The 15,052-nt window shown below is 40.6% G+C and carries 10 protein-coding genes, 1 pseudogene and 1 other annotated feature; all 11 genes and pseudogenes read right to left on the reverse strand.

The features are described from left to right. The 11 genes and pseudogenes from BQ5321_RS15815 to ileS all read right to left on the reverse strand — a co-directional run bounded on the left by BQ5321_RS15815 (position 1) and on the right by ileS (position 14,653). A complete protein-coding gene (locus BQ5321_RS15815; RefSeq protein ID WP_071395398.1) occupies positions 1-780 on the reverse strand; it encodes a dihydroorotate dehydrogenase electron transfer subunit in 780 nt (259 codons plus the stop codon). Beyond that, positions 777-3,989, reverse strand: coding sequence for a carbamoyl-phosphate synthase large subunit (gene carB / locus BQ5321_RS15820; RefSeq protein ID WP_071395399.1), 3,213 nt, complete (start codon positions 3,987-3,989; stop codon positions 777-779). The genes BQ5321_RS15815 and carB overlap by 4 nt, the downstream gene beginning before the upstream one ends. Beyond that, positions 3,968-5,073, reverse strand: a pseudogene (locus BQ5321_RS15825) (carbamoyl phosphate synthase small subunit). Before BQ5321_RS15825 ends, carB begins: the two are co-directional and overlap by 22 nt. Further along, positions 5,070-6,353, reverse strand: coding sequence for a dihydroorotase (locus BQ5321_RS15830; protein ID WP_071395401.1), 1,284 nt, complete (start codon positions 6,351-6,353; stop codon positions 5,070-5,072). Before BQ5321_RS15830 ends, BQ5321_RS15825 begins: the two are co-directional and overlap by 4 nt. Then, entirely contained in the window at positions 6,316-7,254 is a 939-nt protein-coding gene (locus tag BQ5321_RS15835) for an aspartate carbamoyltransferase catalytic subunit (RefSeq protein WP_071395402.1), read from the reverse strand. The genes BQ5321_RS15830 and BQ5321_RS15835 overlap by 38 nt, the downstream gene beginning before the upstream one ends. Positions 7,255-7,507: 253 nt before the next feature. Continuing rightward, positions 7,508-8,794: a solute carrier family 23 protein gene (locus BQ5321_RS15840; protein WP_071395403.1), complete on the reverse strand. Its 1,287-nt coding sequence runs from the start codon at positions 8,792-8,794 to the stop codon at positions 7,508-7,510. Positions 8,795-8,930: 136 nt separating this feature from the next. Continuing rightward, positions 8,931-9,473, reverse strand: coding sequence for a bifunctional pyr operon transcriptional regulator/uracil phosphoribosyltransferase PyrR (gene pyrR / locus BQ5321_RS15845; protein ID WP_071395404.1), 543 nt, complete (start codon positions 9,471-9,473; stop codon positions 8,931-8,933). Between the two features lie 240 nt (positions 9,474-9,713). Beyond that, positions 9,714-10,622: an RluA family pseudouridine synthase gene (locus BQ5321_RS15850; protein ID WP_071395405.1), complete on the reverse strand. Its 909-nt coding sequence runs from the start codon at positions 10,620-10,622 to the stop codon at positions 9,714-9,716. After that, entirely contained in the window at positions 10,594-11,085 is a 492-nt protein-coding gene (gene lspA / locus BQ5321_RS15855; protein WP_071395406.1) for a signal peptidase II, read from the reverse strand. Before lspA ends, BQ5321_RS15850 begins: the two co-directional genes overlap by 29 nt. Before the next feature lie 121 nt (positions 11,086-11,206). Next, positions 11,207-11,485, reverse strand: a complete 279-nt coding sequence (locus tag BQ5321_RS15860; RefSeq protein WP_071395407.1) for a TraR/DksA family transcriptional regulator — start codon at positions 11,483-11,485, stop codon at positions 11,207-11,209. A 396-nt stretch (positions 11,486-11,881) separates the two neighbouring features. After that, entirely contained in the window at positions 11,882-14,653 is a 2,772-nt protein-coding gene (ileS, locus tag BQ5321_RS15865; protein WP_071395408.1) for an isoleucine--tRNA ligase, read from the reverse strand. A gap of 90 nt (positions 14,654-14,743) precedes the next feature. Then, positions 14,744-15,016: a binding site (T-box leader), on the reverse strand. Positions 15,017-15,052 lie beyond the last annotated feature (36 nt).

A 15,052-nucleotide genomic window follows, 5' to 3' on the forward strand; every position in this document is an offset into this window, starting at 1 on the left:
TCATAGTACAACCTCCCCAGCTCGAAAGACAGGACCATCAAGACAGACCTTTTTATATGAATGTCCGTCTTGATCATTGGTAGTATGACAGACACAGGCAAAACAAGCACCAATCCCGCAGCCCATTCTTTCTTCTAATGAAAGAAATACTTTTTTATCAGGAAAATTTGATTCTAAAGCTTTCAGCATTGGAGTCGGTCCACATGAATAAAGGGTATCAAATGCAATTCCTCTTTCTGCAATCACATCCGTTACAAAGCCTTTCCCACCATACGTTCCGTCCACGGTTGCCACATAGGTCTCGCCAAGCTGAGCAAATTCTTCTTCATAAAAAACAGCAGTTTTGGTCTGAAAACCCAGAACATGTACAACCTTGACACCTTTATCTGTAAGCTGTCGCGATAGTTCATAAAGCGGAGGTACACCAATGCCCCCACCAACTAATAGTGCCGTTTGCCCCAGGCTTGTCTCTGAAAGCGGAAAACCGTGACCAAGCGGACCTAACACATCTACTAAATCACCCGTCTGCTTTTGCGTTAATAAGGATGTTCCTCTCCCTTCCTTTCGGTAAATCATCGTAAATTCTCTGCTTTGTTGATCAATCTTTGCAATCGAAATCGGTCGTCTTAATAGTGGATCTATTCCATTTTCTACCTTTATGTGAACAAACTGACCTGGTTCTTTCATTTGTTGAACAAGCTCACCCTTTAAGGTGAGCTTAAATATAGAATCAGCTATTTCAATCTGCGACACGACTGTGCACAGCTCTTTAGTCATCATGAGAGAACAGCCTCCTTTACATCAACAGGCTGATCCATGGCCTCTGCTGAAAAGTTCATCGATTCAATAACACGTAAAATCGCTTCAGCTGTATCCAATGAAGTTAAGCAAGGAACTCCGTTTTCAACAGATTCACGGCGAATCCTAAAGCCATCGCGCTCAGGCTCTTTTCCCTTCGAGAAAGTATTAATAACAAATTGTGCTTCCCCATTTCTGATAACATCTAGAAGATCAGGACCCTCTGAGCCAATTTTTCTAACAACACTAACTGGAATACCAGCCTTTTTCAAATATTCGGCCGTTCCCTTTGTTGCCATTAAACGATATCCAATTGCAGCATAACGCTTGGCAAGCTGAAGAGCTTCTTCTTTATCTTTATCAGCAATGGTTAACAGAACTGTTCCAAACTTCTGAATCGTAATTCCTGATGCTACTAGTGCTTTATACAGAGCTTTTTCTAATGTATAATCTTTTCCCATTACTTCTCCGGTTGACTTCATTTCTGGTCCTAAGGAAATATCGACATTTCGCAATTTCGCAAATGAAAATACAGGTGCTTTTACGTATACGCCCTTTCTTTCCGGAACTAAACCAGAAACGTACCCCTGCTTAGCTAGAGACTGACCAAGAATCACCTTAGTGGCTATATTAGCCATTGGTACGTTTGTAATTTTACTTAAAAATGGTACTGTACGACTTGAACGCGGATTTACCTCTAGGACAAAAACATCATTATTGCTTACGACATATTGGATATTTAATAAACCGACAATATTTAATCCGAGGGCGAGCTTTTCCGTATAAGATATTAATTTTTCTTTTATCGCAGCTGAAAGACTTTGCGGTGGATATACAGCGATTGAATCTCCTGAGTGGACGCCGGCACGTTCAATATGTTCCATAATTCCAGGAATGACAACATCCTTTCCGTCGCAAATTGCATCCACCTCAATTTCCTTTCCTGTTAAGTAACGGTCAATTAGAACAGGATGCTCTGGATTAATCTTTACGGCATTTTGCATGTAATGAAGCAGCTCTTCCTGCTTGTAGACAATCTCCATCGCTCTTCCGCCCAATACGTAAGAAGGTCTGACTAGAACTGGATAGCCGATTTCGTTTGCGATTTTTAATGCCTCATCTACTGATAAAGCAGTTTTGCCTTTAGGCATCGGAATCTCTAATTGTACAAGAGCATGCTCAAATTTATCCCGATCTTCTGCTCGATCTAAATCCTCTAAGCTCGTTCCGAGAATTTTCACTCCATGCTCAACAAGCTTTGATGCTAAATTGATGGCTGTTTGACCACCAAACTGGACAACAACGCCAACCGGTTTTTCCAAATCAATAATCGATATCACATCTTCCGTTGTTAACGGTTCGAAGTATAACTTATCTGAAATACTGAAATCAGTTGAGACGGTTTCAGGATTATTATTAATGATAATCGCTTCATATCCAGCTTCTTTAATAGCCCATACAGAATGAACCGTTGCATAATCGAACTCAACACCCTGACCAATCCTGATGGGTCCTGAACCTAATACAATAACACTCTTTCGATCTGTCACAATGGATTCATTTTCTTCTTCATAGGTTCCGTAAAAATATGGCGTTTCAGAAGCAAATTCTGCCGCACATGTATCAACCATCTTATATACGGGTATAATCCCTTGCTTCATACGCAAATCATAAATGGAGCGCTCAGTGGAATCCCAGACCTTTGCAATTGCAAGGTCTGATATACCTTTTTTCTTCGCCTTTTCTAACCACTCACGATCAAATGGATGCTTAGAAAGCTCCTTTTCAAACCGTATGATTCCTTCCAGTTTGTATAAGAAGAACAAATCAATTTGGCTCCACTCGTGAAGCGTTTCTATGCTTACACCACGTCTTAATGCTTCAGCGATGTAAAATAATCTTTCATCTCCAGCCTTGCGAATCCGTTTTTCAATTACTTCATCACTAAATTCTTCACCGTTAGGGAGGGCAAAATGATAGACATTACTTTCAAGTGAGCGAATAGCCTTTAATAATGATTCTTCAAATGTCCGTCCAATAGCCATTACTTCACCGGTTGCTTTCATTTGTGTACCTAATAAACGGTTGGCTGATTCAAATTTATCAAAAGGCCATCTTGGTATTTTTGTTACGATATAATCCAAGGCTGGTTCAAAGCATGCATATGTTTTACCTGTGACAGGATTCATCATTTCATCAAGTGTCAGGCCAACAGCTATTTTAGCTGCAAGTTTCGCAATCGGATAGCCGGTTGCCTTTGAGGCAAGAGCTGAAGAACGACTGACACGTGGGTTTACTTCGATAATATAATAGTCATAGCTATTAGGATCAAGTGCAAGCTGAACGTTACACCCACCTTCAATTTCAAGAGCACGAATGATTTTCAAAGATGCATTTCGCATTAATTGATACTCGCGGTCACTTAAAGTTTGGCTAGGTGCTACCACTATTGAGTCACCTGTATGCACACCAACTGGATCGATGTTCTCCATATTACATACAACAATGGCATTATCAGCAGAATCTCTCATAACCTCATATTCTATTTCTTTAAAACCAGCAATACTCTTCTCTAATAGACATTGTGTCACAGGACTATACTTTAAACCGCTTGTGACAATTTCAATGAGCTCTGTCTCATTATGACAGATTCCGCCACCAGTTCCCCCAAGTGTAAAGGCAGGACGAACAATCACAGGATAACCGATCCTTTCGACAAATTGATACGCTTCTTCAAGGTTATGAATAATATCACTTTCTGGAACTGGTTCATTTAACTCATTCATAAGTGTTCTAAATAAATCACGATCCTCTGCCTTTTCAATCGCTGTAAGCTTTGTACCTAAAATTTCGACACCACATTCTTCCAACAAACCGGATTTTGCTAATTCAACTGCAAGATTTAATCCTGTCTGTCCTCCTAATGTTGGCAATAGTGCATCAGGTCTTTCTTTTCTGATAATTCTCTCCACAAATTCAAGCGTCAACGGTTCGATATAGACGGCATCAGCAATCTCTGTGTCTGTCATAATGGTAGCAGGATTAGAGTTTACCAAGATGACCTTATAGCCTTCCTCTTTTAATGCTAAACACGCCTGTGTTCCTGCGTAATCAAATTCAGCTGCCTGACCAATCACAATAGGTCCGGATCCAATAACTAGAATACTTTTTATATCATTACGCTTTGGCATATGTGTTTCCCTCCTGTTTGGCGGTCTCAATTAAATCAAGAAATTGTTGGAATAAATGATTAGAATCCTCTGGCCCTGGAGAGGCTTCCGGATGATATTGAACAGTAAAGGCTGGATAATCCTTATGCTTTAAGCCTTCAATACTTCCATCATTTAAAGCTACCTGTGTGACTTCCAACCTTGTGGCAGCAATTGATTTATCATCAACCGTAAAGCCATGATTTTGTGAAGTAATGTACACTTTCCCTGTAGCAAGATCCTTGACTGGATGGTTTGAACCACGGTGGCCAAATTTCATTTTTTCTGTATTGGCACCACAAGCAAGGGCAAAGAGCTGGTGTCCGAGACAAATGCCGAACAGAGGAACTTTACCAAGAATTCCTTGGATCATGCCGATCGCTTCAGGAACATCTTTAGGATCTCCAGGTCCGTTGGAAAGCATGATACCATCAGGGTTTAACTCAAGTATTTCTTCGGCTTTTGTATGATATGGAACCACAATAACATCACAATCACGTTGATTTAATTCCCTTAGTATTCCATGCTTCATTCCGAAATCAACAAGGACAACTCGTCTGCCTCTACCTGGACTTGGATAAGGAGTTTTTGTTGAAACCTGTTTTACTTGATCACGGCGAATTTCAGTTGCACGCAGTCTTTCCAAAACATCATCGACATTTTCATTCATATTACAGAGGGCACCTTTTAGTGTTCCGTGCTCACGAATCACCCTGGTAAGCTTCCTTGTGTCAATCCCTGAGATGCCTGGGATATTCTTTCTCTTAAAATAGTCATCTAATGATTTTTCACTTCTCCAGTTCGATGGAAAATCAGCTGCTTCCTTCACCACAAAGCCGCTAATCGCAGGAGTGATGGATTCAAAATCATCACGATTGATCCCGTAGTTGCCTATAAGCGGGTAGGTTAACGTAACAATTTGCCCGCAATAGGAAGGGTCTGATAACACTTCTTGATAGCCTGTCATACCTGTATTAAAGACAACTTCTCCCACGCAGCTCGTTTCACTGCCAAATGCTTCTCCAACGAATACTGTTCCATCCTCTAAAATAAGCTTCTTTTTCATACCTCTTCACGTCCTTTTTCCCAAGCTATCCTTCCATCCACCAAGGTGACAACCGGCCAACCTTTACATTTCCAGTCGCTAAATGGTGTGTTTCGACCTTTTGATAAAAAGTTATGCGGATTTATTTTTTCTTCATGCTTTAAATCAAGTAAGACAATATCTGCCGGAGCCCCCACCGTTAACGATCCTCCATCAAGGCCAAAGACCTGTGCAGGCTTACTGCTCAAATATTCAACTAGCTGTGGTAATGTCATAACCCCTTTTTCAACGAAATGGGTATATAAAAGTGGAAAAGCCGTTTCTAACCCCACGATTCCAAATGGTGCAAGCAGCATGCCTTCTGCCTTTTCTTCCTTTGTATGCGGCGCATGGTCTGTCGCAATAAAATCAATGGTGCCATCTAAAAGACCTTCTATTAATGCATCTCGGTCGCTTGAACCACGTAAAGGGGGATTCATTTTGTAATTAGGGTCTAAACCAGGAATATCCTCCTCACATAATAATAAATGATGTGGGGTCACTTCCGCAGTGACATGAATTCCAGCTTGCTTGGCATCTCTAACCGCTCGAACCGATTCCTTTGTGCTAATATGGCAGACATGATAATGACAATTCGCAGCTTCCGCGAGAAGTACATCTCGTGCAATATGTACAGATTCACAAACGGAAGGAATTCCATTGATCCCCTGCTGTTGTGAAAAAACCCCTTCATGAACTGCTCCTTTATTAATTAGTGTATTATCCTCACAGTGAGCAACAATAGCTAAGCCTTCACGTGCTGCTTGCTTCATAGCTGAAAGCATCATACCAGCTGATTGAACACCCACTCCGTCATCAGTTAGGGCAAATACACCCGCTTCCTTTAAAGCTGAAAAGTCGGTTAATTCTTGACCTGCTTCTCTTATGGTAATGGATCCGTAAGGAAGTACTTTTACTGCAGCACTTTCGTCTATACGGTTTCGAAGCCATTCTAACTGCTTCTTTGAATCCGGAACAGGTCTCGTATTCGGCATGGCAGCAATTGTCGTGAATCCACCTTTTGCAGCTGCTTGTGTACCAGTTGCAATCGTTTCTTTCTTTTCGCCGCCAGGCTCACGTAAATGAACATGCAGGTCAATAAAACCGGGTGCAACAACTAAACCTTCTGCATCAATAATCTCATCCGCAGTGACGTTTGTTAGATTTCCTATTTCTTTAATTAAGCCCCTTTCAATCAGAAGGTCACCTTTTGTTAATTCTCCATTAGTTAGCAATTGTCCATTTTTGATGAGCATTGACACGTTCTATTCCCCCTTTATTTTTTTCCAAAGCGCGCTTTATAACGGCCATGCGGACAAAAACACCGTTTTTCATTTGCGTAAAAATCCTTGAGCGGCTGCATTCGACAAGTTCATCAGCTATTTCAACATTTCTATTTACTGGTGCAGGATGCATGATAATACTTCCCTGCTTCATTTTTCGTTCGCGCTCAATCGTTAATCCGTATTGTTGATGGTAATCATTTGCTACTTGTTGATTACTTCCAGCATGACGTTCATGCTGAATTCGTAATAGCATAACAACATCTGCCGTTTCAATGGCTGTATCGACATCCTCATAGCTTCCATTTTCAAGAAAGGCATCGTCAAACCATTCCTGTGGCCCCGAAAAAACTACCTCTGCCCCTAATCTCGTTAAGGCATCAGCGTTGGACCGTGCTACCCGACTGTGTCTCACATCGCCAATAATTGCTACCTTTAATCCACCAAAATGCCTAAACTCCTGTTGGATGGTTAGTAAATCCAATAAGGATTGAGTTGGATGATGTCCACATCCATCGCCTGCATTTATGACCGGTATTCCAACACGACCGACTAGTTCATTAAAATAGTGATCGATTTTATGACGAATGACTACCGCATTCACTCCAATTGATTCAAGTGTGCGAACCGTATCATACAATGTCTCACCCTTCAATACACTTGAGAAATCTGCATCAAATGGAATGACCTCTAATCCAAGCTTTCTTTCTGCCATTTCAAAGCTGGATTTTGTTCGTGTACTAGGCTCAAAAAACAAGTTGGCCACAAACTGCTGCTCTGCCGGCTTCCATTGTTCACCCTCTAAAAAGCTCCGCGCTTCATTTAAAATTTCACTTATCTCTTCTGTGGATAACGATGCAGTCGATAATAAATGGTTCATCTTCATAGCCTCCATTTTTTAGGACTTAGAGCTAGATTCATTCTTACTATCAATGAATCTAGTATTTTCACATGCTCATATCAGATGTTTTGGAATAAAAACTATGTTTAAGCTATTTCATATAGTCAGATAATTTACACCGGACCCATTTTCAAATATTTACACGGTACATGTATTTTCTATTAGAGGCGGCAGGCAAAACTCTGTGTAATCTCATTTTGTGCCGCCTTGTAAAAATTTGTATTGGTTGTGTTTAATGGGATTCAAACATATCTTCTTTTACATCCTCTCTACCAGGCAGAATGAGGTTAAGTATGACACCTATGATGGCAGCAAAGGCCATCCCTTGAAGCTGAAATTGGTCAGACACCTTTATTAATGCTCCCCCGATTCCAAGAACTAATATAACAGAGGAAATGGCAAGGTTTCGGTTACTGCCAAAATCAATTTTATTATCTACAAGCATTCTTAAGCCTGAAGAAGCAATGATGCCAAATAACAGAATTGAAACTCCACCCATGACAGCCTGCGGTATCGTATTAATCAGGGCAGAAACTTTCCCGATAAAACCGAACACTGTCGCAATCACCGCAGCCCCCGCAATCACGTACACACTGTATACCTTAGTTAAAGCTAAAACACCAATATTTTCCCCATATGTGGTTTTGGGAGGTCCCCCGATCAAGGCGGAAATAATCGTGGCAGTACCATCTCCAAGAATCGATCGGTGTAAGCCAGGCTCCTTAATATAGTCACGACCTACTACTTTACTTAACACCAGTTGATGTCCGATATGTTCTGAAATGGTCACAACGGCAATCGGCACCATCAGGAGAATAATATCTAGGGTTACCTTAACGTCGTAATGAACAAATGGAACAATAAATGGAGGCCATTCAAACCATTTCGCTTCCATTACTGGGCTAAAATCGACAATACCGATTAGAAGTGAATAAATATAACCGACAATTATTCCAGCAAGAATGGAAACCATCCCCAAAAAGCCTTTAAAAAAGATAGAAAAGAAAATGGTTGCAGCCAATGTAATAAGGCCAACCGAAAAGTATAGTAAATCATACTCTCCCGTTACCGGTTCGTTCATGGCCATTCCAACCGCAGTACCTGCTAAAGATAAGCCAATTACCATAATAACTGGACCCACAACAATTGGTGGCAGGAGCTTCATAATCCAACGGTACCCCGCTTTTTTAATAATCAGGGCAACAAGACCATAAACAAGTCCGACAATGAAACTGCCAATCATCGCTGCACCAACTCCTCCTCCGCTGGCATTTGCTGCAATAATTGGTGCAATAAAGGCAAAGGAAGATCCTAGGTAGGCTGGAACCTGCCATTTCGTTATCACAAGAAAGGCAAGTGTTCCGAGGCCACTTGATATTAGGGCGATTGCCGGGCTTAAATCAACTAAAACTGGTACTAATACAGTGGCTCCAAACATGGCAAACAAGTGCTGCAAACTTAAAGTCACCCAATGTAGTGGTGATGGAATATCTTTTATATCCAATACGGGTTTATTCATAGCTGTTCCTCCATCTGATTAACTTACGTAAAAACCCTCTTGCTTAATACACAAAGAGGGTAGATAAGGGCAGACTAAAGACAGGTCTTTATTCCATCCCTTTGTCAGCCTCTCAGTGCTGCTTTTAAAAGGGGTATTATTTTTCATATATACTTACTTGATCTAATTGATCAACCTCGTTTAGCTCCACAACAATTTTTTCTGAGCTAGAAGTCGGAATATTTTTTCCAACATAATCAGCTCTTATTGGTAATTCACGATGTCCTCTATCCACTAAGACCGCAAGTTGAATGGAACCTGGACGTCCAAAATCAACAATGGCATCCATTGCAGCACGGACTGTTCGACCTGTATAAAGAACATCATCTACAAGTATAACGGTTTGATCCTGAATTTCTTTCTCAATGTGTAAGCCTTTCACAAGTGGTTCGCGGTCAACCGTTTTAGTTGTTAAATCATCCCGGTATAGAGTGATATCTACCTCACCAACAGGAATGTTCCTGCCTTCAATTTGATTAATTCTTTCAGCGAGACGGTTGGCGATAAAAATCCCTCGTGTCCGAATCCCCACGAGTAGCAGGTTATCGATTCCTTTATTTTTCTCAATAATTTCATGCGCTATTCTTGTTAAAGCTCTGCGTATCGCCTGCTCATCGAGAACGATTGCTTTTTGCGTCATCTGTGACCCACCCTTTCATAAAAACGTCTAACTTGTTATTCTGGCTGTTTAATCAAACGACTATCCTATGAGAAGATAAAAACCCTCTTGCCGATCGGCAAGAGGGTAAACGAATGACATGCTGCGGGATTGGGCACAATGCACCCAATCACTTATCCGTTTCCTTCTCAGCCTCACAGGACCGATTTAAAGGACTTATTTAACTAAAATAAGTTTAATGCACGTGTAGAATTTTGTCAATTAATTTTTGCGTAGCTTTTCTAGCAGCACCTCGTATTCCCGTGGAAGCGGGGCTTCAAATTCTAGGTACTCTTCTGTTCGAGGGTGTGTAAAACCAAGTACTGCCGCATGTAATGCCTGCCCGTTAATATCCAATGTCTTACGTGGACCATACTTCGGGTCGCCTGCAAGCGGAAAACCTATATATTTCATATGTACCCGTATTTGATGAGTCCTACCGGTTTCAAGACGGCATTCAACAAAGGTGAAGTCTTGAAACCGTTCTTGAACTTGAAAATGTGTAACAGCATGCTTGCCGTTTTCAACCACCGTCATACTTTGACGATCCTTTTGGTCTCTGCCAATTGGAGCATCAATTGTACCATAATCATGACTGATATTTCCGTGTACTAATGCTTTATATTTTCTCGTCACTGTTTTTTCAACAAGTTGATTTACTAAGTGTTCATGTGCTTTGTCATTTTTCGCGACCATTAATAACCCAGAGGTATCCTTATCAATCCGATGTACAATTCCGGGACGCAGAACTCCATTAATACCCGATAAATCCTTACAATGAGCCATTAATCCATTCACAAGCGTTCCGGCAGTATGACCAGCGGCAGGATGCACAACCATCCCTTTTGGCTTATTTACCACAATAACATCACTGTCCTCGTAGTAAATATCGAGATTCATCTCTTCTGGAATAACATCGAGGATTTCTGGGTCTGGAATAGAAATCTCAATTTGATCCTCTACATTACATTTATAGTTCGTTTTTATTGGTTTATGATTAACTAATACCAATCCGTCTTTAATCCATTGCTGAACCTGTGTGCGTGACCAATCCGGCTCGAGACTGGTAATGACTTTATCAATTCGTTCCTGCTTTTCATGTTCAAGAACGGTGTGTTCCACTTTCTCCATTAGCTTTCTCCTTATCCTTTTTCTCTTCTAGCAGCATATATATGATTAAGATAGCTACTCCTATGACAAGTGCGGAATCTGCAACATTAAAAATCGGAAAATTATAGCCGAAAGGATACGTATGGATGAAGTCTACAACTTCTTGACGGAATACACGATCAATAAAGTTACCGATCGCCCCTCCCAGCATTAAAGCAAGCGAAAATTTAAAAAGTGGACTTTCCATTTCAGATTTTTTCAGATAATAAATAATTGCAATAATGACAACGACTGTAATCACATAGAAGAACCACATCTGTCCTTGTAATATTCCCCAAGCAGCGCCGCGGTTGCGATGAGAGGTTATGTACAAAAAGTTCTCTACAACGGTTATGCGTTCTCCTAATTCCATATTTTTTACAATAAGCCATTTTGTCCATTGATCAACAATAATGGCCAGTAAAGCTATTATGTAATAAAACACAAAGGTACCCTCCAGAAGATAAGATTTCTCCTTTGCATTTTAGCATAACAAAAAGTAAAACGACAGTAGGAGCTTTACTGATTTTGACTCCTACACATAATCTTTGCCATTTCTGAGAAACTTAATGCTTGCTTATAACATAATTAACCGTTTTGCAGTCTTCTATTGACTTCAATGTTGGAATGATCTGTAATAGCTCCAGTGGCATAAGCTCTCCCGAAACCTCACATGTTCCAAACGTACCTGTTTCGATTTTCTTTAAAGCTGTTTCAATATCTTTTAGTTCAGCTTCAATATAAGGCTTCGCTAGCGGAGAGCAGCATTCCTTATCCAACCGCTGAACTAATTCTTCTTTTGTTTTACGGAGATCTGAATAGATATGATTTGTGGTTAGATCCATGTCCTTCCCTCCGTTCTTGTTGTACCAATTATCATTTCCCGCTTGTACCAATAAACACGGGAAAACATTTGTCAAGGTGAACAACAATTAACGAAGGTGGAATATTTTATCTAATTAATCAAATTCGCCCGTCGAATTTGCGTCCGGATTTTTATCGAGTCGCTCGATAAACTACCTTTAAAAAATCCGTGACATCCGCCGGAGGCTTAACTTCATTCAGCCGGGGTTTGAACCCCGACTGAATCAAAGTACCATTTGCATTCATCCCTCACTTGTAGAGGTGGAGGACTTCTGCTGAATGAAGTTAAACGCTACCTCAGTTTATTTAAAATAGATTTTCAAATCGATTAACACAAAAAGGCAGATATATAAAATCTGCCTTTTTGCAACATATGATTACACTAAATGACTGTAATTCTTCTGCACAACATCTGCACAGCGTGGGCAAAGGGTTGGATGGTTTTCTCTCTCACCAACATTTGGTGTTACTGTCCAGCAGCGGTCACAGGTCTCACCTTCTGCTTTTGAAATGACGATTGCTCCGTGCTCAAGCTTTAAAGCTTCCTCTGGAGCTTTGTCATAGCCATCAACTACCTCAAAGCCGGATACAATAAAGAGCTGCTGTAAATTCTCTTGGATTGAATCTAAAAGATTCTTTGTATCGTCTCTTACATACAACGTTACTTTTGCTGTTAAGGATTTCCCTATCACTTTCTGATTACGTGCCTCTTCCAGTGCTTTTAACACATCATCACGAAGATTCATGAACTTAGACCATTTAGCCAATAATTGTTCTGCTCCCGCCAGTTCTTGTGCTTCAGGAATATCGGTTAATTGCACACTTACCTCTTCTACTTCTGGAATAAAATTCCATACCTCATCAGCTGTATGGGAGAGAATTGGTGCAACTAATTTGGTTAGAGATAGTAAGCTTTCATATAAGACGGTTTGAATGGCACGACGGTCATATTGATCACTTGCTTCGATATATAGGACATCCTTTGCAAAATCAAGATAGAAGGAACTCAAGTCAAGCGTACAGAAATTATTAACTGCATGATAAATACTTGCAAATTCATAATTTTCATAGCTGTTACGAACCTGTTTGATTAACTCATTTAATTTAACTAGCATGAATTGATCTACTTCACGTAGCTTTTCATACGGAATCGCATCCTTAGTCGGATTAAAATCATCAAGGTTTCCAAGTAAAAAGCGGAAAGTATTACGAATTTTACGGTATACCTCTGCCACTTGCTTTAATATTGCATCAGATACACGAACATCTGCTTGATAATCAACTGAAGCGACCCAAAGTCGAAGAATGTCTGCACCTAATTGATTCATCACCTTTGCAGGGATTACTACATTCCCAACCGATTTACTCATTTTTCTGCCCTCACCATCGAGTGCAAATCCATGACTTAATACACCTTTATATGGTGCTTTTCCTGTTACCGCTACACCGGTAGACAAGGATGAGTTAAACCAGCCGCGATATTGGTCAGAGCCTTCTAAGTAAAGGTCCGCTGGGCGCTGTAGGTCATCACGTTCTACTAACACTGCTTGGTGGGAAGAACCAGAATCGAACCAAACATCCATAATGTCTGTTTCCTTTGTAAAGGTACCGTTAGGACTACCCTCGTGCTTAAATCCTTCAGGCAGAAGATCCTTTGCTTCTCGTTCAAACCAAACATTTGATCCATACTCGCGGAATAGGTTTGATACATGTTCAATTGTCTCATCCGTAATAACAGGCTCACCATTTTCAGCATAAAACACTGGAATTGGCACACCCCATGCACGCTGACGAGAAATACACCAGTCACCACGGTCGCGAACCATGTTAAATAATCTTGTTTCCCCCCAGGCTGGAACCCATTTTGTTTCTTTAATCGCTTCAAGCAAATCATCACGGAAATCTTTAATAGATGCAAACCACTGTGCAGTTGCACGGTAGATAACCGGTTTTTTCGTTCTCCAATCATGCGGATAGGAGTGAGTGATAAAGGATAGCTTTAACAGGGCCCCGACTTCTTCAAGCTTTTCTGTTATGGGTTTATTCGCTTTATCATAAAATAATCCGGCAAAACCTTCTGCTTCCTCTGTCATAACCCCTTTATCATCAACTGGGCAGAGAACATCTAGACCATACTTCTGTCCAACATAAAAGTCATCTTCCCCATGTCCTGGCGCAGTATGAACACAGCCTGTTCCGGCATCAATCGTTACATGATCACCAAGCATGACAAGAGAATCACGGTCGTATATTGGGTGCTTTGCTACAATACGGTCAAGCTCACTTCCCTTAACGGATAGAACAGTGACCGGATTTTCCCAGCCGATTTCGCTTGTGACAACCTCAAGAAGATCCTTTGCAACAAGATATTTTTGTCCTTTTTCTTCTACAACAACATAAGTTAAATCAGGATGAACAGAAATACCAAGGTTAGCCGGTATTGTCCATGGTGTTGTTGTCCAGATAATGATTTTAACATCTGTATCCAATACATCTTTACCATCTTTTACTGGAAACCCAACGTAAATCGATGGTGATTTCTTATCTTGATATTCAATTTCAGCCTCTGCAAGAGCAGATTCACTTGAAGGGGACCAATAAACAGGTTTTTTACCTTTGTAAATATAACCTTTTTTGGCCATTTCACCGAATACTTTAATTTGCTGTGCCTCATAGGCAGGCTTCAAAGTAATATAAGGATTTTCCCAATCACCACGAACACCTAGACGCTTGAATTGATTACGTTGGTTTTCAATTTGCTCATAAGCATACTTTTCACAAAGCTTTCTAAATTCGGCAACGGACATTTCTTTCCGTTTTACCCCTTTGTTTGTCAATGCCTGTTCAATAGGAAGACCATGCGTATCCCAGCCAGGCACATAAGGGGCATTATAGCCACTCATGGATTTATATCGAACAATAAAATCCTTTAGAATTTTATTCAATGCGTGCCCCATATGAATGTCACCGTTGGCATATGGAGGTCCATCATGAAGTACGAACATAGGACGGTCCTTTGTTCTTTCCTGTACTAATTGATAAATATCCATTTCTTCCCATTTCTCTTGAATTTCAGGCTCTCTTTTAGGCAGATTGCCTCGCATAGGAAATTCAGTTTTTGGCATTAATAAAGTATCTTTGTAATCCATTTGACTTCCTCCATTACATTCATTAGCTATTTTCATAAGCTGTCTTTACATCACGATAAAAAGAAAAACAAAAAAGCCCTTCTCATCCCAAAAAGGGACGAGAAAGGCTTTATTTCCCGCGGTACCACCCTTGTAGATAGAAAAAATCTCTCTATCCGCTCAAAAGCATTCTTAACGCGAATGACACGCCTTAGCTTAATCCCATTAATCAAATTCGCCCGCCGGTGGCTTAACTTGAGTTATAGTTTCAGTAAGGAACTCAAGGGTGATCTTCCAGACTTAACGCTTATGCCGGGCTTCCACCATCCCCGGTTCGCTTGATAAGCTTTCGATAAGCTGTACTGTCCCTATCAACGTTTAAATGAATATTGTATTAGACATTATATGCTTTTTTCCAGT

It is taken from the genome of Bacillus tuaregi, assembly GCF_900104575.1.
In the GTDB taxonomy this organism is placed as follows: Bacteria; Bacillota; Bacilli; order Bacillales; family Cytobacillaceae; genus Bacillus_BD; species Bacillus_BD tuaregi.

Excerpts from the sequence above, each read along its gene's own strand:
- BQ5321_RS15860 (WP_071395407.1), bottom strand. The coding sequence starts at position 11,485 with ATGGATCTAACCACAAATCATATCTATTCAGATCTCCGTAAAACAAAA.
- BQ5321_RS15840 (WP_071395403.1), bottom strand. The coding sequence starts at position 8,794 with ATGAATAAACCCGTATTGGATATAAAAGATATTCCATCACCACTACAT.
- BQ5321_RS15850 (WP_071395405.1), bottom strand. The coding sequence starts at position 10,622 with ATGGAGAAAGTGGAACACACCGTTCTTGAACATGAAAAGCAGGAACGA.
- BQ5321_RS15835 (WP_071395402.1), bottom strand. The coding sequence starts at position 7,254 with ATGAACCATTTATTATCGACTGCATCGTTATCCACAGAAGAGATAAGT.
- ileS (WP_071395408.1), bottom strand. The coding sequence starts at position 14,653 with ATGGATTACAAAGATACTTTATTAATGCCAAAAACTGAATTTCCTATG.
- BQ5321_RS15815 (WP_071395398.1), bottom strand. The coding sequence starts at position 780 with ATGATGACTAAAGAGCTGTGCACAGTCGTGTCGCAGATTGAAATAGCT.
- pyrR (WP_071395404.1), bottom strand. The coding sequence starts at position 9,473 with ATGACGCAAAAAGCAATCGTTCTCGATGAGCAGGCGATACGCAGAGCT.
- carB (WP_071395399.1), bottom strand. The coding sequence starts at position 3,989 with ATGCCAAAGCGTAATGATATAAAAAGTATTCTAGTTATTGGATCCGGA.